13 protein-coding genes are annotated in these 19,621 nt (G+C 72.8%); 1 reads left to right on the plus strand and 12 read right to left on the minus strand.

All coding sequences use genetic code 11. The annotated features are described in order from the left end of the window. A partial coding sequence (locus tag FJ251_05495; protein MBM4117188.1) for a transposase occupies positions 1 to 618 on the plus strand: 618 nt, incomplete at its 5' end. A 247-nt stretch (positions 619 to 865) separates the two neighbouring features. Here the strand turns inward: FJ251_05495 and FJ251_05500 are convergent. From FJ251_05500 to FJ251_05555, 12 genes are all read right to left on the minus strand, one after another. Further along, positions 866 to 5,572, minus strand: a complete 4,707-nt coding sequence (locus FJ251_05500; protein MBM4117189.1) for a hypothetical protein — start codon at positions 5,570 to 5,572, stop codon at positions 866 to 868. 198 nt (positions 5,573 to 5,770) lie between these two features. Beyond that, complete coding sequence (locus tag FJ251_05505; GenBank protein MBM4117190.1) at positions 5,771 to 7,120, minus strand: TldD/PmbA family protein; 1,350 nt, start codon at positions 7,118 to 7,120, stop codon at positions 5,771 to 5,773. Continuing rightward, complete coding sequence (locus FJ251_05510; protein MBM4117191.1) at positions 7,117 to 8,562, minus strand: TldD/PmbA family protein; 1,446 nt, start codon at positions 8,560 to 8,562, stop codon at positions 7,117 to 7,119. Before FJ251_05510 ends, FJ251_05505 begins: the two co-directional genes overlap by 4 nt. Before the next feature lie 90 nt (positions 8,563 to 8,652). After that, the gene (locus FJ251_05515; protein MBM4117192.1) at positions 8,653 to 8,979 is read right to left on the minus strand and encodes a hypothetical protein; all 327 of its coding nucleotides are present in this window, start codon (positions 8,977 to 8,979) and stop codon (positions 8,653 to 8,655) included. Next, positions 8,976 to 9,776, minus strand: a complete 801-nt coding sequence (locus tag FJ251_05520) for a hypothetical protein (protein MBM4117193.1) — start codon at positions 9,774 to 9,776, stop codon at positions 8,976 to 8,978. The genes FJ251_05515 and FJ251_05520 overlap by 4 nt, the downstream gene beginning before the upstream one ends. A gap of 18 nt (positions 9,777 to 9,794) precedes the next feature. Further along, complete coding sequence (locus FJ251_05525; GenBank protein ID MBM4117194.1) at positions 9,795 to 10,877, minus strand: hypothetical protein; 1,083 nt, start codon at positions 10,875 to 10,877, stop codon at positions 9,795 to 9,797. A 137-nt stretch (positions 10,878 to 11,014) separates the two neighbouring features. Continuing rightward, positions 11,015 to 12,094 (minus strand): divergent PAP2 family protein, encoded by a 1,080-nt coding sequence (locus FJ251_05530; protein MBM4117195.1) that lies wholly within the window; start codon positions 12,092 to 12,094, stop codon positions 11,015 to 11,017. Further along, on the minus strand, positions 11,440 to 12,705 hold the full coding sequence (locus FJ251_05535; protein MBM4117196.1) for a hypothetical protein: 1,266 nt from the start codon (positions 12,703 to 12,705) through the stop codon (positions 11,440 to 11,442). The genes FJ251_05530 and FJ251_05535 overlap by 655 nt, the downstream gene beginning before the upstream one ends. Beyond that, on the minus strand, positions 12,702 to 13,211 hold the full coding sequence (locus FJ251_05540; protein ID MBM4117197.1) for a TIGR00725 family protein: 510 nt from the start codon (positions 13,209 to 13,211) through the stop codon (positions 12,702 to 12,704). The genes FJ251_05535 and FJ251_05540 overlap by 4 nt, the downstream gene beginning before the upstream one ends. Next, complete coding sequence (locus FJ251_05545) at positions 13,208 to 14,263, minus strand: dipeptide epimerase (GenBank protein MBM4117198.1); 1,056 nt, start codon at positions 14,261 to 14,263, stop codon at positions 13,208 to 13,210. The genes FJ251_05540 and FJ251_05545 overlap by 4 nt, the downstream gene beginning before the upstream one ends. Beyond that, positions 14,260 to 15,528: a DUF1611 domain-containing protein gene (locus FJ251_05550; protein MBM4117199.1), complete on the minus strand. Its 1,269-nt coding sequence runs from the start codon at positions 15,526 to 15,528 to the stop codon at positions 14,260 to 14,262. Before FJ251_05550 ends, FJ251_05545 begins: the two co-directional genes overlap by 4 nt. Before the next feature lie 1,942 nt (positions 15,529 to 17,470). Then, positions 17,471 to 19,303 carry a hypothetical protein gene (locus FJ251_05555; GenBank protein MBM4117200.1) on the minus strand — a complete coding sequence of 611 codons (1,833 nt, stop codon included), beginning with the start codon at positions 19,301 to 19,303 and terminating at the stop codon, positions 17,471 to 17,473. Between the last annotated feature and the right edge of the window lie 318 nt (positions 19,304 to 19,621).

Consider the following 19,621-nt stretch of genomic DNA (forward strand, 5'->3'; position numbering starts at 1 on the left):
GAAAAGACCAACTGGACGCAGTCGCATCGGGCCTGGCTGGCTGCGACGGCCCGGGAGCTCACGGGCCCGCTGGGCCTGATCATCACCCACCACCTCGAGCACCTGGAGTACCTGGAGAGCCAGAGGAGCGCCCTCGATGCCGCCATCGAGCGGCTCGCCCAGCAGCCGCCCTGGCGCGAGGGCGCCGAAGCCCTCTGCTGCTTCCGCGGCATCGCCCTGCTGACGGCCATGACCCTGCTCACCGAGCTCGGCGACATCCGCCGCTTCGCCTCGCCGCGGCAGCTGATGGCCTACTCGGGCCTGATCCCCGGCGAGCGATCCAGTGGCGACATCCAGCGGCGCGGGCCGATCACCAAGAGCGGCAATGCCTACCTGCGGCGGGTGCTGGTCGAGGCTGCCTGGCACTACCACCACCGGGCCGGTGCCGACCTCATTCTCAGGCGCCGGCGCATGGGTCAGGATCCGGGCGTGGTCGCCGTGGCCGTGAAGGCCCAGCATCGGCTGTACAAGCGCTTCTGGCACCTGCGGGCCACCAAGCACAAGAACCAGGCCGTGACGGCCGTGGCGCGCGAGCTTTGCGCCTTTGTCTGGGAGGCCCTGAGTATGCTCAGCAAGTAGCGGTCAACAGGTTTGGGGGCGAGGCATGGCAGGGGAATCCTCGATTGAAGTATGCGTTAGGGTCCAGCCCGAGCACGCGAGACTAGATGGAGGCAGCCCCGGGCGAGCCTCGTAAAGTGCGTTAGCCAGCACGCGGATATCAGTGTGACTCGCCATCGAAGCTGGCCTCGCCCCCATTGAAAAGCCCGGGCCGCCGAGGCGACCCGGGCCGGAGATCATGAGCCGGCTTGACACCGGCCGTTCCATATCACTTCAGCAGCACCATCTTGCGCGAGTGCAGGTGCTCGTCCATCGCCACGCGGGCGAAGTAGACACCGCTCGGGACCGGCTTGCCGCTCTCGCTCTTCCCGTCCCAGATCACGCTGTGCGCGCTGCCGCGCGGCAGGGCGCCGTCCTGCAGCGTCGCCAGGCGCCGGCCCAGCACGTCGTGGATCGTCAGCGTCACCTGGACGCTGCCCTGTCCTGCCGGGGTGGCGAAGCTGATCTTCGTGCTCGGGTTGAAGGGGTTGGGGAAGTTCGCGAAGAGGCGGCCGGCCGGCGCATCCGTCGGCAACTCCTCGCTGGCGACGATCTGCTCCTCCGGCGTGAAGACGCCCGTGCGCGCCGGATTCGCCCGGAACATCTTCCACTGGGCGAGCCCGTTCTTGTAGAAGACGTTCATATCCCACACGTAGCAGAAGGCGTCCCAGCCATAGAGGGCGACGTCGAGATCGAGATCGCCGTCCAGGTCGTCGCCCGTCGGGCAGCTGCGCAGCTCCGCGTCCGTCAGGATCGGGAAGCCGGCGACGTCCGAACCGTCCTCGTTGAATGCGAAGAGGAAGCCGCTCTCCATGCCGAGCAGGATCTCGAGCTCATCGTCGCCGTCGACGTCGAGCACCACCGGGCTGCCCTCGCTGCTCTCCTCGAAGTGCTTCGGCCAGCCGGGGCGCGGCACGCCCGTGCTGCTCAGCACGGTGAGATCCATGCTGTGGTAGGCATAGACGCCCGCCGCCACGATCTCCATCTGCCCGTCCTGCTCGAAGTCGACCAGCGCCGGGCTTGGCGCAAGGCCGGCCGCGTTGCTGGCCAGGAAGACCGGGAAGCCAGGGTAGCGCGTGCCGTTGTGGTTGAACACGTACAGAGAGTCGTTCTCGCAGAGGAAGACGATCTCCATGTCGTAGTTGCCGTCGAGGTCGCCGATCGAAGGGCTCGAGTGGATCTCGGCGCCGAGGAGGACCGGGAAGCCCGGCACCGCCGTGCCGTTCGGATTGAAGGCGTAGAGCCGCCGCGCGCCGCCGCTGCCGAGGATGATCTCCAGGTCGGCGTCGGCGTCGATGTTGGCGAGGCTGGGGCTGGAGCGCGACCAGGTGCCGAGGCCGCTGGCGAAGATGCCCGTCGAACCGATCTGGGCCGTGCCGTCCCAGTTGTAGGCGCGCAGCGTGCCGTCGATGCAGACGGCGAAGATCTCCGCCAGCTGGTCGCCGTCGACATCCGCCACCGCCGGCGTCGCCCAGCACCAGTTGGGCAGGCTCCGCGGCCAGCCGGTCACCAGGCTACCGTCGCCGTGGTAGACGTAGAGACCGTTGGGCGCCCGCGAGGCGCCGATGATCTCCAGGCCCGGGTAGAGCGTGTCGACGTCGGCCATCGCGAGGCCGGCGGTGAACTGACCGCCGTTGGGGCTGAGCGCGCCGTAGGTGCTGGAGTTGCCGTCACCGTCGGCGATCTCGACGCCGTCGTGGTGCCAGGCGTAGAGCAGCTCGGCACCGACGGCGATCTCCTTGTCGCCGTCGCCGTCGATGTCGCCGATCACTGCGCTGCTCGCCGTGCCGAAGTTCGTCTGCAGCGGCCAGCCCTCCAGCATGGCGGGGTTGGTGCTCCAGGGGAACTCGGCGGTCGGCGCGCTCCGGAAGCCGGAGGAGTCCACGCTCTCGACGATGAAGTAGTAGGTCGTGCTCTCCTCGAGTTGCTCGTTGCGGAAGTAGGCGTAGCGGGTCGGCTCGGTCGAGACCAGCGCGTAGGGCCCCCCCGGCGCGGTCCCGCGGTAGACCAGGTAGCCCGCCGGCGCCGGCGTCGGGATCGGCCAGGAGGCGTCGATGACGGTGCTCGCTTGGCTCGAGTCGAGCATCAGGAAGAGCGGCGCGCTGGGGCGCCGCACGGTGATCGTGTCCAGGACCGCCTGGCCGAACGGTCCGCTCAAGGTGAGCGCGAAGCGGTTCGGGCTGGCGACGCTGGTCTCCAGGAGGCTGATCCCCGCCGAGCTGCCGCGGCCGAGCAGGCCGATGGCCGGCAGGGCCACCGGACCGCTGAGCACCTGGCCGTCGGGATCGATGGCGCTCAGGCTGGCCGTCCAGCCGGCGAGTGGCGTGCTGCCGTAGTTCTTCCACTCGGGGAGGAGCGTGTAGGTCTCGCCGGCGTCCGGCTGGCCGTCGCCGTCGCCCGCAGCGTCGTCGATCTTGAAGGCGAAGAGGCGCGGCAGCGGCGCGTGGCTGACGATGTCGAGCTGGTCCTGCTCGGCGCCGCCGGTATAGCTGAGCGCGAAGTCGACGAGCAGGTTCCGGCGGTCCGCCAGACTGAGCGGCGCCGCGAGCAGGAAGCTCGCCGGCAGGTCGATCTGGCCGCCCGCCGGCACGCTCTGACCGCTGATCACCTGCCCCTGGAGCACACTCAGTTCGCCGCCCGGCAGGCTGATGTCGAGGGTCAACGCGGAGGCCGGGGCGCTGCCCCTGTTGCGCACCCGCAAGTTGAGGCGCACGGTCTCGCCGGCGTCGAGGAGCCCGTCGGCATTGCCCACGACCTGCGCGTTCAGGTTCGGATCGTCCACGACAGCCAGCAGTTCGACCGCCAGTCGCGGCCCGCTCGCCGCCCCCACGTTCACCTGGCCGAAGCCGGGCAGGTCGTTGCGCGAGAGGGCGCTGGTCTTGATGAAGCCGAGCGTCTCGGCGTGGAAGGGGATGTCCACGCGCCCGTTGGCGTCGGTGATGCCTTCGCCCCGGTGCTCGCCCGCCTTGTCGGCGATCACGCGCACGCCGGCCAGGGGCTGACCGCCGCGATTCACCTGGAGCTTGAGCAGGCTGCTGCTGAGCGTGTAGGGCTCGACGAGCGCCGTGCTCAGGGTCTGCGGCTCCTGCAGCCAGACGTCGACCGAGGGATCGCCGATCAGGACGTAGCTCATCTGCGTCCAGCGGTGACTGCCCTCGACGGTGGCGAGCAGGTACCAGTCGTTGTGGCTGCGCGTGAAGCACTCGCCCAGGCTCAGGCTGTCCCCGAAGAGATAGCCGAAGAATGAGTTCTGGTAGTACACGCTGGTGTTCGGGAAGGCCTCGCGCATCGTGCCGACGACGGCGATGCTACCGCCCGCCGGGGCGAGCAAGGCCGACTCGCCGAGGCAGTTGTAGTCGATCGCGCAGGACGTGCAGTTCAGCGCGTAGATGAAGGAGAGGTGATCGAGGCCGTTCGTGAGGGCGAACATGTCGTTGGCGACGACCGGACCCGTGCCCATCGACATCGTGTAGCGGAAGCCGTGGCCGACGTGGAGGACGACGTGCGCCCGCGTCCCCAGGTCGTTGAGCGCCGCCGTCGGGGACTCGGGTTGCGTCCCCGGGTAGAGCCAGTGGGTCTCGTAGAGCCGCAGGACGTCCATCTGGGGCGTCACGAAGGTGTCGTTGACGTCCTCGGCGTAGTCGGCCCCGTTGCGCGTGATCAACTCGACCGGATCGCCGATCTGCCAGTCCGCCGGGAAGAGCACCTCGGCGTAGAAGCTCATGTTCGTCGTGTACTGCGGGTCGGGCGCGCTCGAGTAGGCGATGATCTTGTCGACCATCAGCTGCGCGTCCTGGGCGTCGCGCACCGGCAACCGGCCGAGGAAGACGTCCGCGATCATGTCGGCGGCGTCGCCCTGGGCGCCCGCGTAGTTGGACTCGCCGAAGTGCTGGTCGCCGTCGCCGTTCCAGGTGCCGTCGAGCTGGGCGTAGTAGAGCTCGGCCGGGATGTCCTCCGGCGGGTCCTTGAAGTAGGAGTGCACGAAGCGCACCGGCACGAAATCGGTGTCGGCGGCAATCATGACGAAGCGGATCCCCCACTTGGCGAGAGCGTCCTGCAGGAAGAAGCGGATCGTCTCCTGGAGATCGGCCCCCTGGGGATAGTTGGCGCGGATCCAGTCGGTGTCGCGCACGACCGTCGGAATGCCCAGGCTCAGCTTGAAGTCGGCCAGGGGCTGGAAGATCGCCGCGTGCTCGGGCGCGCAGACGATGACCATGTCGACGCCGCTGCCCTCGAGACTCGGCAGCGAGCGCGGGGCGAAGATCCCCTCGTCGCGGCGCGGCGCGCTGGCCGGCGCGAAGCGCGCGACGTCGGCCTTGTTCGCCGCCCGCGCGCGCAGGCGCTCGCTCGCCTGGGCGAGCTCCTCGGCGCGCTGGCGCAGGGGCAGGACGGCGCCGGGATCGGGCTCCGTCACCACGCTGACGCGCGCGGCGAGCAGGCGCTCGAGTTCCGGTCCCGCGGCAGTGACCGTGTAGCGCAGGGGCGCGACGGCGATCTCCGCGCTGGCGAAGCCGCGATAGCTCGCGGTCGCGAAGCTGTGGACGAAGTCCGCCGCCGGCTGGCTGGGGGCGCCGCGCTGCGGGCCGTTCTCGCCGAGGATGGCGGCCGGCGCGGGCAGGGGCGCAGCCAGGGCGATGCGGTCGCTGAGGACCGGCTCGAGACGGACGCTGACGACGCGCTCGCCGCTGGGGATGGCCAGGCTCAGCGGGTAGAGCGGCAGCGCGGGCTGATCGGCCGCTTCCGTCTGCCAGGCGCGCCCGGCGAGCAGGGTCGCGAGGTCCTCGCCGTTCGCCAGGGCGCGCAGCGCCGGCTCGGCCTGCCAGGTCCATTCGACCTGGGCCGCCGCCGCGGGCAGGCTGGTGGCGACAAGCAGACTGATGTGGAGAAGCAGGGGCAGGCAGATGCGAGGCAACGGGTGAACAAGACGAAGGCTCATCCGGGTCTCCTGCATGGTGGTTTTCTACCCAGCAACCTGGGAGAGGGGTGGCAAGCGCTGACAATGGGGAAGAGTATAGCACGCGGCACGAGAGCGGCTCAATTTCCGCAAGCTCTTACCTTGCAAAAGCTTAGAAGGACGATCGGGGAGCCGACGGCCTGCCGGCTCCCCGAGATGCCTGAGAACTTCCGATAGACGCTAGAAGTCCGTGCCGCTGCTGAAGCGGAAATCCCGCACCCGCAGGTGGGGCAGCACCATGCCGCCGAGGGCCTGTTCCTGCCCGAGCGCTTCCACCCGCCCGAAGAGCTCGAGCAGGCTCTGGTTGAAGCGGAAGTTCTTCACCGGCCCCGCGATCGCCCCGCCCTCGATGAGGAAGGTGCCATCGCGAGTCATGCCCGTGACGATCATCTTCATCGGATCGACGACGTTCGTGTACCAGAGCCGCGTGACGAGCACGCCGCGCTCCACGCCGGCGATGAGCGCCGCGAGGCTCGCCTCGCCCCCCTCCAGCAGCGGGAAGCGCATGAAGGCGCCGTAGTTGTTGGGCTGCGGCAGGCCGTGACCGGTCGGGGCCTGTCCGGTCAGATGCGCGCTCGTGCGATCGTGCAGGAAGCTCCTCAAGACGCCCCGCTCGATGAGGGCGATGGCCTGCGTATCCACGCCCTCGCCGTCGAAGCCGAGGCCGAAGAGTCGCGGATCGGCCGGCGCCTCGCGCAGGGTGATGTTCTCGCCGAAGACGCGCTCGCCGAGGCGATCGCCGAGCGGGCTGCGCTTCTCGGCGACCGCCAGGCCGTTGAGGCCCAGGTAGCCGAGGAAAAAGATCAGGTCCTGCGCGGCCTCCGCCTCGAAGACCACCGTGTAGTCGCCCGGCGCCAAGCTGCGCGGCGCCCGGCTCTCGAGACAGCGGCGGCAGGCGTCGCGGGCGATCGCCTCGGGATCCACCGCGGCGGCGGAGCGCGCGAGGATGCGGCTGCGGCCCGCGCCATCCGCCTTCGCCGCGCTCACCTCGAAGATGGCGCGCGTCTTCCGGCCGAAACGGAGGAGCCCCGTGCTGTTCGCAACGGCGAAGGGCTCGATCTCGCCGTAGTCGCCGATCGAGCCCTCGCTGGACAGCGCGATGCCCCCCAGTTCGATGCCCTCGCCGGCGGCCACCCGGACTGCGGTCTCCACCCAGCGCGCGCGCGCCGCCGTGTCGACGACCGCCGTGTCGGCGGCCCAGGCCGCCTCCTCGCGCCGCTCGCCGCCGGCGTGGAAGGGAATCACCCGCTCGCTCTCGGGCTGGATGCGCGCGAGCGCCTCGGCATTGGCCACGCAGCGCTCCAGGCCCGCGGCCGAGAGGTCGTTCGTCGTCGCCAGGCCCTGCCGCCGGCCCAGGCGCACGCGCACCCGCAGCTCGTAGCGCTCCTCGGAGACGTTCTGCGTGATGCGGTTCTCGCCGAAGCGCGTCAACTCCTCGCGCCCGCCGCCGAGGGTGAGCTCGGTCTCGTCCGCCTGGCTCGCCTTCAGCACGCGGTCGCGGATGGCGCGGAACTCCTGCTCCTGGATCATTCGCTCACCCCCACGCGAATCTTCCGAAAGCGAGCCGGCGCGGAGCCGTGCGTCATGCGGGCGATCTGCCCGGGCTCCCCCTTGCCGCAGTTGAGGACGCCGAAGGGCCGCCACCACTTGTCGCCGCAGATGGCGTCGCAGGCGCCCCAGAAGTCCGGCGTGCGCCCCTGGTAGGTGCAGCCGCGCAGGAGCCGCGTCTTCTTGCCCTTCTTGATCTCCCAGCCCAGCTCGGTCGAGAACTGGAAGTTCAGCCGCATCTGGTCGATGCTCCAGCTGCGGTTCGTCTCCATCCAGATACCGTCCTCGGTGTCCGCGATCAGGTCGTCCAGCTCCCAGCGGCCGGGCGCGAGGCCCAGGTTCGGGATGCGGACCCCCGGGATGCGATTCCAGCTCTCGGCCCGGTTGCAGCCCCGGCTGCGGGGGTTCTTCTCGACCGCGGCCAGCTCGCGGCTCGTGAAGTAGGCGGCGAAGCGGCCGCCCTCGACGACGTGGAAACGCTGGGCGGCGACGCCCTCGTCGTCCCAGCCGCGCGTGGCCAGGCCGCGCGGCAGGGTGCTGTCCGCGACGAGATTCACGATCGGCGACCCGTAGGTGAAGTTGCCCAGCTTCTCGGGCGTCAGGAAGCTGCGCCCGGCGAAATTGGCCTCCATGCCGAGCACGCGGTCCAGCTCGCTGGCGTGGCCGCAGGACTCGTGGATCTGCAGGCCGAGTTGCGACCAGTCCAGGAGGATGTCCTTCTCGCCCACCGGGCAGGGATCGGCCGCGAGCAGGGCGACGGCCTCCTCGGCCGTGCGCCGCGCGTTGCCCGGCAGGTCGAATTCGGCGATCACCTCGTAGCCGGCGCCCAGGTGCATGCCGCCCGCCGAGTCGGGGAAGCTGCGCCGCTGGATGGTGCTGCCATCGGCGGCGATGGCGACGAGGCCGCCGCCGCTGGTGAGCAGGTCCTGTGCGAGCTCGGCCCCTTCGCTGGAGACGAGGAGTAGCTGCTGCTGATCGAAGAGCATCTGCGCCTGGGCGACCTTGACCCGCGGGTCGACGTGCAGCTCGGCCTCGACCCCCGTGAGGAGGTCCAGCTTCTCCTCGCGGGCGACCGCGAAGGGATCGATCTGCCTGGGCGTCGCCCAGCTCGACTTGAGGGCGGGTTCGGCGGCGAGCCGCACGGGCTCGCGCATGACGCGGGCGCTGGCCTCGGCCAGCGCGACGGCGCGCGCGGCGGCCGCGTCCAGGCTGTCGCCTTCGAGCCGATCGGTGGCGGCGAAGCCCCAGGCGCCGCCCTTCAGCACCCGGATGCCGACGCCCTGCGTCCCCCGCAACTCGGCGATCGCGAGGCTGCCGTTCTTCACCATCAGCTCCTCGGTGCGACTCTCGACCCAGCGCGCATCGGCGTAGTCGGCGCCGCGCGCGCGCGCGGTCTCGATGGCCGCAAGCAGCTTGTCCTTCATGGTTCTCCCGTGGGTTTGCCGCGCGGGGCGGCCGCGGGCGCAGCGATGATGCCCGATGCGAACAGGCAAGTCCAGGCGCGAGCGCGAGCGTCAGGCCTCGCGCCGCGCGCCAGGGCCGGCGAGCAGGCGCCAGTAGTGGTCGAGGACGCGGGCCAGCCCGGCGAGCGCCTCTTCGGGGCTCCGGATGCGCGCCTCCCAGCTCGGTTCGCTGCCGGTCTCGAGGCGGAAGAGGTCGCGGTGCAGGTGGAGCACAGCCAGGACCTGGTCGTCGAGGCGGTAGACGTGCCGCAGCGGGCTGGCCTCCACGCGGATGCGCGAGTCGAGCTGGGCGAGCTGCAGCTCGAAGCGGCGCAGGAGCACGGCGATTACGGGCTCCATGGCCGGCTCGCGCTCGTGGCTGGCCAGGGGCAGGCTCACCAGTACCCCTCCCCCCGGCCCGGCGCGGGCAGCGAGCGCAGGGCCTCGAGGAAGCCGCCGTAGCGGCGGCGGACAGACCCCTCCCCGGCGCGCAGGGCCGCTTCGCCGCCCCGCCCCGGATCGAGCAGCTGGTGTCGGGCCAGCGGGCCCCAGATGCCCGTCACCCCTGGCCGCGGCAGGGGCGTGCACTCCAGGCCCAGCAAGAAGAGCGGCGCCCCCGCCGCCAGGGGCAGCGGCGAGTCGGCCGTCTCGAGCAGCGCGAGGATGGGGCTCGCCGCCGGCAGGGGCGTGCACTCCAGGCCCAGCAAGAAGAGCGGCGCCCCCGCCGCCAGGGGCAGCGGCGAGTCGGCCGTCTCGAGCAGCGCGAGGATGGGGCTCGCCGCCGGCAGGGGCAGGCGCTCCTCGTCGAGAGCGAAGCGCCAGCGGCAATCCGGCGGGGCGGCGCCCCCGCCGCTGCCGGTGAGCCAGAGCCCCGGCAGCGGCTCGAGGCGGGGCAGCGGCCCCTCCCCCCGCCAGCCCAGTCCAAGCGCGGCCGGCGGCGCGCCGAGCAGCCGGGCGACGACGGCCAGGCGCGCAGCGGGCAGCTCCAGGCAAGCGCTCTCGCCCCGCCGCCAGGCGGCGAGGCCGAGATTCGCGGCCAGGGCCAGGGGCCAGGGCGAGCCGGGCTCGCCCCAGAGCCGGCAGGTCGCGCTCGCCGCCTCGAACAAGGGCGCCGCGGGCCGGCTCTCGCCGAGGAAGAGCCAGGAGATGCTGCGGATGTGGTTGTCCCGGCGCCGCTCTCCGCTCGCGAGTCCCATCGGCGCCCCGGGCTTCGCCTAGCCGCCCACGACGAGCAGCGAGTTCTCGACGCCCAGCTCGTTGAGGCGGGTCTGCTGGTGGCTGGGATCGGTCACCCAGCGCCCGTCCACGATGTAGCGGTACTCGTAGTTGCCCGGCGGCAGGGGCAGCGTGACCTCCCAGGCCCCGCTCCCGCCCGGCAGCGGCTTCAGCGGGATGCCGCCCGGGTTCCAGTGGTTGAAGGTGCCCGTGAGATAGACGTCCTGCGCCTCGGGCGCGCGCAGGCGGAAGCGGACGCCCTCGTCGCAGAGCTGCGGGCCGAAGAGCAGCGACTCGAGCTCCCGGTCGCGCTCGAGGCTGAGCGCCGTCAGGTGATTCCAGAGCTCCTCGGCGAGGTTCTCGAAGTCGAGGCGCACCGGCCCGGGCTGAGCGAGCCGCATCACGGGCACGCCGCTCGCGGCGGCCATCTTCACGCGCACGCTGCTGCGCACGCGCGACTCGAGCAGGCGGATGCGCGAGTTGGCGGCCAGCTCGGCGTAGAGCTCGCGGCTGAAGAGCGTGCGCGGGTCGAACTGGTTGGCGACGACGAAGCAGGCCGGTCGGCGGCGCGTCTCCTCTTCGAGGACCTCCAGGGTCTCGAGGATCTTCTGCAAGCCGTGCAGGGTGAAGGTGCTGCTGTCGACGGGAACGAGCAGGGCATCGGCGGCCACGAGGGCGTTGAAGGTGAGCAGGCCCACCGAGGGCGCCGTGTCCACCACCACCCAGTCGAAGGCCTCCCCGTGGCGCAGCAGCGCACTGCGCAGACGGCTCTCGCGGCCCGGCTGGCGGGCGAGCTCCTGCTCGGCGGCCGAGAGGATGATGCCGCTGGGGATGAGGTCGAGCTGCTCCGCGACGGGCACCACCATCTCGGCGAGGGCGGCCGAGGGGTCGCTCAGGAGATCGTAGGAGCCGCGGGCGCAGTACTCCACCTCGACGCCGAGGCCGAGGGAGGCGTGGCCCTGCGGGTCGAGGTCCACGAGCAGGACGCGGAAGCCCTCCTTGGCCCAGGCCGCCGCCAGATGGATAGCCAGCGTGGTCTTGCCGCAGCCGCCCTTCTGATTGACGACCGCCAGTACCTTCATCCCGTCACCTCCTGAGACCGGGTGCGTGGAGGACCCGCCGTGGAGGATGCCCAGGAGCCGCCGAGCCTCCAGGCGCGGATGGTGCGGCGGCGGCGAAAAAGCGTCAAGGTTTTCCTGGCGGCGGCCGGGCGGCCGGCTCAGCCCCGCACGAGGAGCAGGGTGACCGCCAGTCCGAGCAGGAAACCCCAGGCCACCTCGCTCCAGGTGTGGCCGAGCAGCTCGCGCGTGCGCTCGCGGGCGAAGTGATGGCTGTCGATCAGCTCGTCGAGAATCTCGTTGAGCACCCGCGCCTGCTTGCCCACCTCCTGGCGCAGCCCCGTCGCCTCGAGGATGAAGTACAGGCTGAAGACCGCCGTGATCGCGAAGAGCGGCGAGTCGAAGCCGGCCACGCGCCAGGCGCCGACGGCGAGGCTGGTCACGACGGCCGTGTGGCTGCTCGGCATGCCGCCGGTCTCGAAGAAGCGGTAGAGCTTCAGGCGCCGCGCGCGCAGGCTCTCGGCGACGACCTTGTAGAGCTGGGCGCCCAACCCGCTGATGGCGGCCGCCAAGAGGATGGGATGGATCACTGCGCGGCCTCCGCAAGGGCGCCGCCGCGCAGGCGGCGCAACAGCTCGCAGCCGCCCGCCACGGCGAAGACGAGCAGCAGCGGCTCGATCTCCCAGCGGAAGCGGCTGCGCACGAAGTAGAGCCCGTAGAGCAGGCTGTACTGGGCGAACAGGAAGTAGGCGGGAAAGAGGCGTCGCCAGCGCGGGGCCCAGAGGACGATCCCCGCCAGCATGAAGGGCAGGCAGAACGCGTAGAGCGACTGGTAGCCGACGCTCCAGGCGGTCGGATACCCGAAGCGGCTGACGTCCTGGCACCACCAGAAGTAGTAGACCTTGCGCAGGAAGAAGCCGAGCGCGTGCCAGGGATCGGCGGCGATGTAGGCGAAGGCCCGCTGGTAGAACCAGCGCTCGAGGGCGGGCTCGGGCAGGCGCTCCACCTGCTCGCGCTCCACCACCCGCCAAAAGTTCTCCTCGAGCGTGAAATCGCCCCAGGTGTAGCCGCCGGCGTAGGGGTTGTTGCCGACGAGGAAGTTGAAGCCGCCGTTCGTGCTCGTCGGGAGCAGGGTGCCGTGGACGCGCGCATTGCGCAGGATCCAGGGGCTCCAGACCGCGAGCAGCACGCCCAGGTAGGCCAGCGTGCGCCGCAGACGGCCGGGATGGCGATAGCGCCAGAGCCGAAAGAGGAAGAGCAGGCCGAGCAGGCCCAGCGGCGGCGAGCTGAGGATGCCCAGGGCGTGGAAGAGCCCGGTCAGCGCGCCCGTGCGCAGGGGCCGCGGCTCGTCGACGCGGTCCATGAGGTTGATGAGGACCAGCACCCAGGTCATGATCAGGGTGGTCGAGAAGATGGCCAGCGAGTAGATCGCGAAGACGGGGTAGAGCGCGACGGCGAAGAAGCTGACCGCCATCGCGCGGCGGCCGAACCAGCGGCCGGCGATCTCCGCCGCCAGGCAGGCGTTGGCCAGGGAAGCGAGGATCTGCAGGGCGCGCAGGAGGGTCACCCAGTGCTCGCCCAGGGTCTTGAAGGCGGCCATCAGCAGCGGATAGAGGGGCGGGATGAAGGAGCGGACCGGGACCTCGCTGAAGTAGAAGGGCATCACGTAGCCGCGCCCGGCGAGGAGGTTGTCGGCGATCACGCCCGACTCGTAGCCGTGCGCGGGCAGGGTTGGCCCGAAGAGCAGCCAGGCGAGCAGGCGCTCGACCAGGCCGAGGGCGAGGCCGAGCCAGAGCAGGCGCCGCGGCAGCTCCGCGAGGCCGCTGGCACGGATCTGGGGCAGGGCGCTCACGCGGACGCCTGGCCGAGGAGGGCGAGCAGCGCCGCCTCGGCCTCCGCGGCGCTCGCCACGGGCAGGAGGCGGTCCGGGCGCCGGTCGTCGATGGCCGCCCCGGCCAGGCGCTCGCTCCAGCCGCCGAGCCCCGTCGCGGCCAGGATCGGCTTGCCGTAGCTCCAGGCGTAGGCGATCTCCGTCAGCGTGCCCGCCCGGCCGCCGATGGCGACGACGACGTCTCCGGCCAGGGCGGTGAGGCTGTTGCGCGTCCAGCCCATGCCCGTGGGCAACTGCACCTGGCAGTGCTCGTTGCCGGCGCTGTCGTCGGCCGTCGGCAGGATGCCGACGACGATGCCCCCCGCCGCTCGGCAGCCGCGGCTGGCCGCGCCCATCACGCCTTCGCGGCCGCCCGAGATCAGCGCCCAGCCGTGGCGCGCGATCGCGCGGCCCAGGGCCTCGGCGAAGGCCTCGGCGGCCGGGCTGGCATCCGCGTCGCCGACGATCGCCACCTGCCGCAGTCTCATCCCGCCGCCGACCTCCTCGTGACGCCCAGGCCGGGCGCCTCGCCCAGGGTGAAGACGCCGGCCGGCGCCGTCAAGCCCGCGAAAGGGTCCTCCGCGAGCAGCAGCGCGCCGTCCAGGTCGGCCCAGCGCAGGAGGGGCGCGAGCTGCAAGCCCTGGGCGATGCCCAGGCTGCTCTCGATCATGCAGCCCATCATCAGGTCCAGGCCCAGCTCGCGGGCGCTCTTCGCGATCTGCAGGCAGCGGGTGATGCCGCCCAGCTTGGAGATCTTCAGGTTCACGCCGTCGGCCAGCTCGCCGAAGACCTCCAGCCCGAGGGCGCCGTGCACGCACTCGTCGAGGACGATCGGCAAGGGCGCCCGGCCAACCAGCGCGCGATAGCCGGCGAGGTCGTCCATCTCCAGGGGCTGCTCGACGAACTCGACGCCGGCCAGCGCCAGGCGCTCGCACTTCGCCAGGGCGTCGGCGGCGCGCCAGCTGCCGTTGGCGTCCACGCGCAGGCGCGCGCCCGTGGCCGCGGCGATCGCCTCGACGACCTCGATATCCCGCTCGCTGCCCGCCTTCAGCTTGAGGATGCGGTAGCCGGCGGCCACCGCCTGCTCCGCGCGCGCCAGCATCTGGGCCGGTTCGGCGAGGGCGATCGTGAAGGAGCTCTCCAGGCGCAGGGGCTCCGTGAAGCCGAGCAGGCGCCACACGGGCCGCCCCTGCTGCTTGCCGTAGAGGTCCCAGAGCGCGCCGTCGAGGGCGGCCTTGGCCGCCGGGTTGGCGGCGAGCTGGCGATCCGCGCGCGCCATCAGATCGGCGATCGCCTCGGGCGAGAGCGCGCCCAGGGCGGCGGCGAGGGGCGCAGCCAACCCCTCGAGGAGGTAGCCGAGGGCCGCTTCGCTGATCGCCCGCGTCTCGCCGTAGTAGTGCGTGGGGCTGCCCTCCCCCTCGCCGACGAGGCCGTCCGCCTCGATCCGCAGCAGGAGGTTCTCGAAGACCTGCGCGCCGCCGCGGGCGATGACGAAGGGGTGCGTCGTGCGCAGGCGCAGGATCTCGACCGCCGTCTTCATGCCGGCCTCCTGGCGGCGTCGAGGGCCGCGATGAGGGGGCCGGCGCCGAAGCGCAGGGGGTCCGTGGCCGGCAGGCCGAGGGCGGCCGCCGTCTCGGCGCAGGCGGCGCGGGCCGCCGGCTCGTCCAGGGCCGCCGTGTTCAGCGCCACCGCGATCACCGGGGCAGGCTGGAGCCAGGCGGCGGCCGCCTCGACCTGCCGCCGCACCTCGACGAGCGCGGGCAGCGGCCAGCTCTCCGTGTGCGAAGTGCGCCTGCGCCCCGCCTCGTGGCAGAGGAGCAGCGCCGCGGGCGCCGCGCCGTGCAGGAGACCCAGGCTCACGCCCGAGAAGGCCGGGTGGCTGAGCGAGCCCTGGCCCTCGACGAGCACCCAGTCGGGCGGTGCCTCGCCGGGCGCCGGCCGGCAGAGGGCGTCGACCTGCTCCTGCACGGCGCCGGCGACGAAGTCGGCCGGCAGCGCGTCGACGCAGACGCCCTCGCCCGTGAGGAAGAGACCCGTCTGCCCGGTCGCCAGGACCCGCGGGCGCTGTCCGCGCTGGACCAGCGCCTCGGCGAGCAGCAGGGTGACGGTCATCTTGCCCACCTTGCAGTCGCTGCCCACGGTGAGCAGCACGGGCGCCCGGCGCGGCCCCGGCTGCGAGGCCACCCGCAGCGCGGCGGGCGGCCGCCGCAGGTCCCAGATCCGCGCCCCCCCTGCCTCAGCCCGCGCGCGCCAGGCAGGATCCTCCCCGAGGAAGCGGTGCAGGCCGCTGGCGACATCCAGGCCCGCGGCCAGGGCGTCCGCGCAGAACTGCGCGTAGGCGGGCGGCAAGGCGCCGCCGGCCGGGGCGACGCCGACGAGGAGGCTGTCCGGCGCGAGCGGCAGGGCCTCGGCGACGCTGGCGAGGATGGGCAGCTCGCCGCCGTAGCCGAGCACCGCCTGCGCGCTGCGGCCGGCCGTTTCGCGGTCCAGCAGGGCGACGGCGCGCTCGGGCTGGAAGCGCAGCACCGCGAAGGCGGTCTTCGCGTTCGGCGGCGCGAGCGCGCCGTCGGCGAGCAGCAGGACCCGCCGAAAGCCCTCCGGCCGCGGATTCACGAGCCGCGCCGCCGCGGCCCGGGCGGCGCCTGCCCATCCTCCCGCAGGCCGCGCCGGTAGTAGCCCCAGTTGCCGTACTCGTCGCTCGCGCGCAGCTCGAGCCGCGTGGCAGCGCCCGCGGGCCCGAGATCCAGGTCCAGGGCCAGCGCCTGGCGGTCCATCAGACCGTCCGCCGGCGCGAGGCTCCGCCAGGGCTCCTCGCCCAGCCGCAGCTCCACGCGCGTGAGCAGGCTGGTCGCATCCTCGACGCGGCCCGCAAGGCGCAGGCGCCCGCCCTGGCGCTCGAGCCGCAGGGCGCAGGTCGGCGGGGCGCTGTCCAGGAGCACGCGCTCGCTGAGCGCCTCGCTCGCGCGCGCGAAGCCGGCGGCGTTGTCCAGGCCGTCGTCCACCGTGAGCCGCAGGCGATACTGGCCGTCCGCGAAGCCGCGCGTGTCCCAGGTCCAGGTGTTGCTCGTCCAGTCCTCGACGAGGGTCTGCCAGGCCGGCTCGCCCTCGCGCTGCAGCTCGATGCGCGCCCGCAGGCGATCGGCGTCCGGGTCCAGCCAGTCCCAGTGCAGCTCGCGCAGGCCGCGCAAACCGGCGAAGTCGGGATCTGCGGACGGCTCGGGCTCGCCCTTCTGCTGGTACTGCACGCGCACGCCGCGCTCGAGCACCTGCGTGACGGGCCGCCCGCCGAGGTCGATGGCGTCCTCGAAGGGTCCCGCCTCGGGCCGCAGCAGGGCGAGGTTGCCGATCAATGGGCTGCGGTTGAGCGGCAGGAAACTCGCCGTGACGCGGTAGAGCCGCGGGCTGCGGCCGTCCGCGCCCGTGAAGTGGACGCGCCACTGGAAGTAGCGCGCCGCGGGCAGCGCCAGCCGGTGGCTGACGCCGACGCTCTCGCCCGGAGCTTCGGTATCCGGGCGCGCGGGCGTCCAGTCCGTCCAGCCCTCGCCCGGCTCGCTGCCGTGGCCCGCGCGCCCCTCGACGGCCAGGCCGCAGCCGCGGGGCAGTTCCGCCTCCAGGCGCAGGGCGCCGGCCAGGCTGCGGTTGTTGAGGTCGAGGATCTCCGAGGTCAGGGTGCCCTGCTCGGCGCGCCCGCCGATGCGCGTGAGCCGGGCCGGCTTGGACTGCAGGAGCCAGAGCGTCTCGCCGTCCGCGTCCAGGGCGAGGTCGCTGTAGTAGCGCTCCGGCTCGACGGCCAGCACCTCGCCGTGGTAGGGCGCGACCAGCCGGTCCAACTCGCCGGGGTCCCCCGCTGCCACCCAGATGCCGCCACCGGCGGCGGGCAGCAGGTCGCCGATGAAGGCCGAGTCGGCCCCGAGCATCTTCTCGAGGCGGCCGTCGGGGGCGAGCGCGTAGACCGCCGCGCAGTTCTCCTTGCAGTCCTCCTCGGCCTGGGCGACGGCCACGGTGATCGTGCCATCCGCCCCCGCGACCAGGGCCTGCACGTCCTCCGCATCGAAGTCGGCGAGCTGCTCGCCGGTGCCGTCGGGCCGGAAGCGGTAGAGCAGGCCGGCGCCGCTGGAGCCGGCGAGCAGGCGGCCCTCGCCGTCGCGCGTCAGGCAGAAGGCGCTGCGGTCGGGCAGGCTCGCGAAGCGCGCGGTTTCGCCGCGCGCGAGATCGTGGCGGAGGATGAGACCCTGGCTGCCCGTGGCGATGTACAGCTGCTTGCCTTCGCGCAGCAGGTCCCAGACGAACTCCTGCTCCGTGCGCAGCAGCTCGCTGACCTCTCCCCGCGGACTCACGCGGTAGACGACGCCGCCGGGCCCGCTGCCCACGGCCCAGCCGCCGTCCGCGAGGGCTTCCACGCAGCTGAAGAGCAGCTCGGGCGCGCTGTGGATCTCGCGGCCGCGCTCCGTGCGCCGGTCGAAGAGGATGAGGGTGCCTGGGTTGCCGCCGCCGGCGATCAGGAACTGGTCCCCGGCGGCCGCCAGCTCGGAGAAGAAGTCGATCTCCGCGCCGAAGAGGTCCTCCCAGCGCGGACCGAGACGCCAGCTGCCGTCGTCGGCGAGGATCAGCTCGCGGAAGCTGGCGTTCTCGTAGTCTTCCATCCGCGCGTAGCGGAAGTACTCGGTGCCGACAAAACCCGCGCGCAGAGGCAGGACGAGGAGGCTGCCGAACAGGGCGAGGCCGGCGAGCGCGGCGCGGGCGGGTGTCATCGGGGTTTGCTCCTTCGCGGGGTGTCCAGAACCTTGACCGGCAGCCCGAGATGGCCTTCCGCCGCCGCGCCCGGCGCCACGGGCAGTCGCTGCAGCGCGACGATGCGGCGCGGCTCCTTCGCGCTGAGCAGCTCGTCGCGCCGCGACAGGGGCGCCAGGGCACGGTAGCGCAGGGGCAGGCTGAGCTCGGCGCCGCCGAGCACGGCATCCTCGCCCGGCGCCTCGAGCCAGATCACCCATTCGGCGCTCGAGGCCAGGCGGGGGAGCAGGGCGAGCAGCCCGGCGTGGTCGGCGATGTCGTAGAGGGCCGGCTGGCGCGCGGCGTTCCAGCGCTCGAAGCTGGTGCCGTCGGCGACGTGCAGCCGGTAGTCGCCCGGCGCGAGGGCGCCGCCGGCGAGCCGCTCGATGGGCGCGCGCCGCGCGTCCGGAAACTCGAGCGCCAGCTCCCGCAGCCCGGCCTCGCCCTGGGCGAGCCGGAGCCGCAACTGCCAGGGCTCGCCGGCGCGCTGGGCGGCGCTGCGCAGGCCGAGGTCGTGAAGGCGCAGCGGCTCCTGGTCGGCTTCCCAGCCGAGATCGAGGGCGAGGGAGTCGAGCCCGACCGGTCCTGCGGGGTTGTCGGCGAGCAGGGCGAGCACCGAGGCGAGCCAGGCGGCGGCCGCAGCGCCGACCCCGCGGCCGCCGATGCGCTCGCCGAGGCGCAGGGAGGACGCCCCCGCGGGAGCGAGGCGCAGATCCAGCGCGAGCGTGCCCAGCTCCTGCTCGCCCAGGCTCCCGGCCAGCCAGCCGTCGACGGCGAGCCGCGCGAGCAGCGGGCCGAGCAGCGCGTGCCGCGCGAGCCCGAACTCGGCCTCACGGGTCCGGCCGCCCTCGGTGAAGCGGACCCGCAGCGGCAGCAGCGCGGGGGGCTCTCCGCGCCGCCCGTAGATGCCGGCCTCGCCGTCCGCGAGCAGGGTGCCGACCGGCTCGCCCAGGGCGCCGAGCTTGAAGGAGTTGAGGAGGCTGGGCAGCACGGCGTGGATGCGCGCCGTCGCCAGGGGCAGCTCGCTCGCGCCTTCGCCGAGGAAAGGGTGCCCGAAGGCCCAGAGCCGGTCGCCCTCGACGTGGCTGAGGGTGCCCAGGGCGGCCGTCGCGATGGGGCCGCGCAGGAGCTCGACGGCCAGCGCCGCGCCGGGGGCGAGGGCCGTCGCCGCCGGCGCCGTGCCGGCCGCGGCGCTGCCGAGAGGCATCAGCTCGAGGCCGCTGGGCCGGTAGCGCTCGGCGAAGCCGGAGAAGGCCGAGGGCGCGAGGCCCCCCACCGCCAGGCGCAGGGGCAGGGCGGGATCCAGGCGATCCGCCGGCGCGGCCGCCGACCAGTCCGGCGCCAGGTAGGCCCAGCGCCGCCCCGCGTCGCCCGCCGCGCGAGCGCCGGCGCGCCGGCCCGGCGCTGCCTCCTCGGCCAGGGCCAGCATCGCCGCCGCCGGGGTCACGAGGGCCAGGGGCTCCTTGGCGAAGCTGAAGTTGAAGGCGATGGCGCCCAGCCAGCGCCCCTCGATGTAGACCGGGCTGCCGCTCATGCCCTGGCTGACGCCGCTGCGCGCCAGCTCTTCGCCGAGACAGCGCACGAGCACGAGCTCGTGGGGCGCCCGGCCGCTGATGCGGTCGAGCACTTCCACCGGGAAGCGGCTGATGCTGTCCCCGGCGAAGACGCTGAGACCCTCCCCGCGCAGGCCCGGCCGCAGCTCGGCGAGCGGGAAGATCTCCACCGCCGCCGGGGCGCCGCGCGCCAGCAGGCCGAGCGCGGCCAGCGCGAGCGCGCGGGCGAGGTGAACGCGAGGCGAGCGGCGGGTCATGCGGCCGTCCTTGGCGCCCCGCTGGGGCCGGCGGGGGGAGCGGGCGAGTCTACGCTTCCCCTTCGCGCCCGGTCAAGCCGGCGCGGCCTCAGAGCGCGCGGGCCGCGAAGGCCGCGGCGGCGAGCAAGTCGCCTGGCGCGACGCCGAGCCAGAGCACGAGCAGCACGGCGCCCGCCAGCAGCAGCGCCACGGCCGCGGGCACGGCGATGGCAGGCGCCTCCTCCCACTCTTCCTTCATCGTCATCAGGTAGATGACGCGCAGGTAGTAGTAGACGGAGACCAGGCTGTTGAGGACGGCGATGATCGCCAGCGGCAGCT

Source organism: bacterium, assembly GCA_016873475.1.
Taxonomy (GTDB): Bacteria; Krumholzibacteriota; Krumholzibacteriia; order JACNKJ01; family JACNKJ01; genus VGXI01.

Bases quoted from the DNA above. Each gene is read 5' to 3' on its own strand.
- FJ251_05555 (MBM4117200.1), bottom strand. From the start codon at position 19,303: ATGACCCGCCGCTCGCCTCGCGTTCACCTCGCCCGCGCGCTCGCGCTG.
- FJ251_05545 (MBM4117198.1), bottom strand. From the start codon at position 14,263: ATGAAGACGGCGGTCGAGATCCTGCGCCTGCGCACGACGCACCCCTTC.
- FJ251_05520 (MBM4117193.1), bottom strand. From the start codon at position 9,776: ATGGGACTCGCGAGCGGAGAGCGGCGCCGGGACAACCACATCCGCAGC.
- FJ251_05525 (MBM4117194.1), bottom strand. From the start codon at position 10,877: ATGAAGGTACTGGCGGTCGTCAATCAGAAGGGCGGCTGCGGCAAGACC.
- FJ251_05510 (MBM4117191.1), bottom strand. From the start codon at position 8,562: ATGAAGGACAAGCTGCTTGCGGCCATCGAGACCGCGCGCGCGCGCGGC.
- FJ251_05500 (MBM4117189.1), bottom strand. From the start codon at position 5,572: ATGAGCCTTCGTCTTGTTCACCCGTTGCCTCGCATCTGCCTGCCCCTG.
- FJ251_05505 (MBM4117190.1), bottom strand. From the start codon at position 7,120: ATGATCCAGGAGCAGGAGTTCCGCGCCATCCGCGACCGCGTGCTGAAG.
- FJ251_05540 (MBM4117197.1), bottom strand. From the start codon at position 13,211: ATGAGACTGCGGCAGGTGGCGATCGTCGGCGACGCGGATGCCAGCCCG.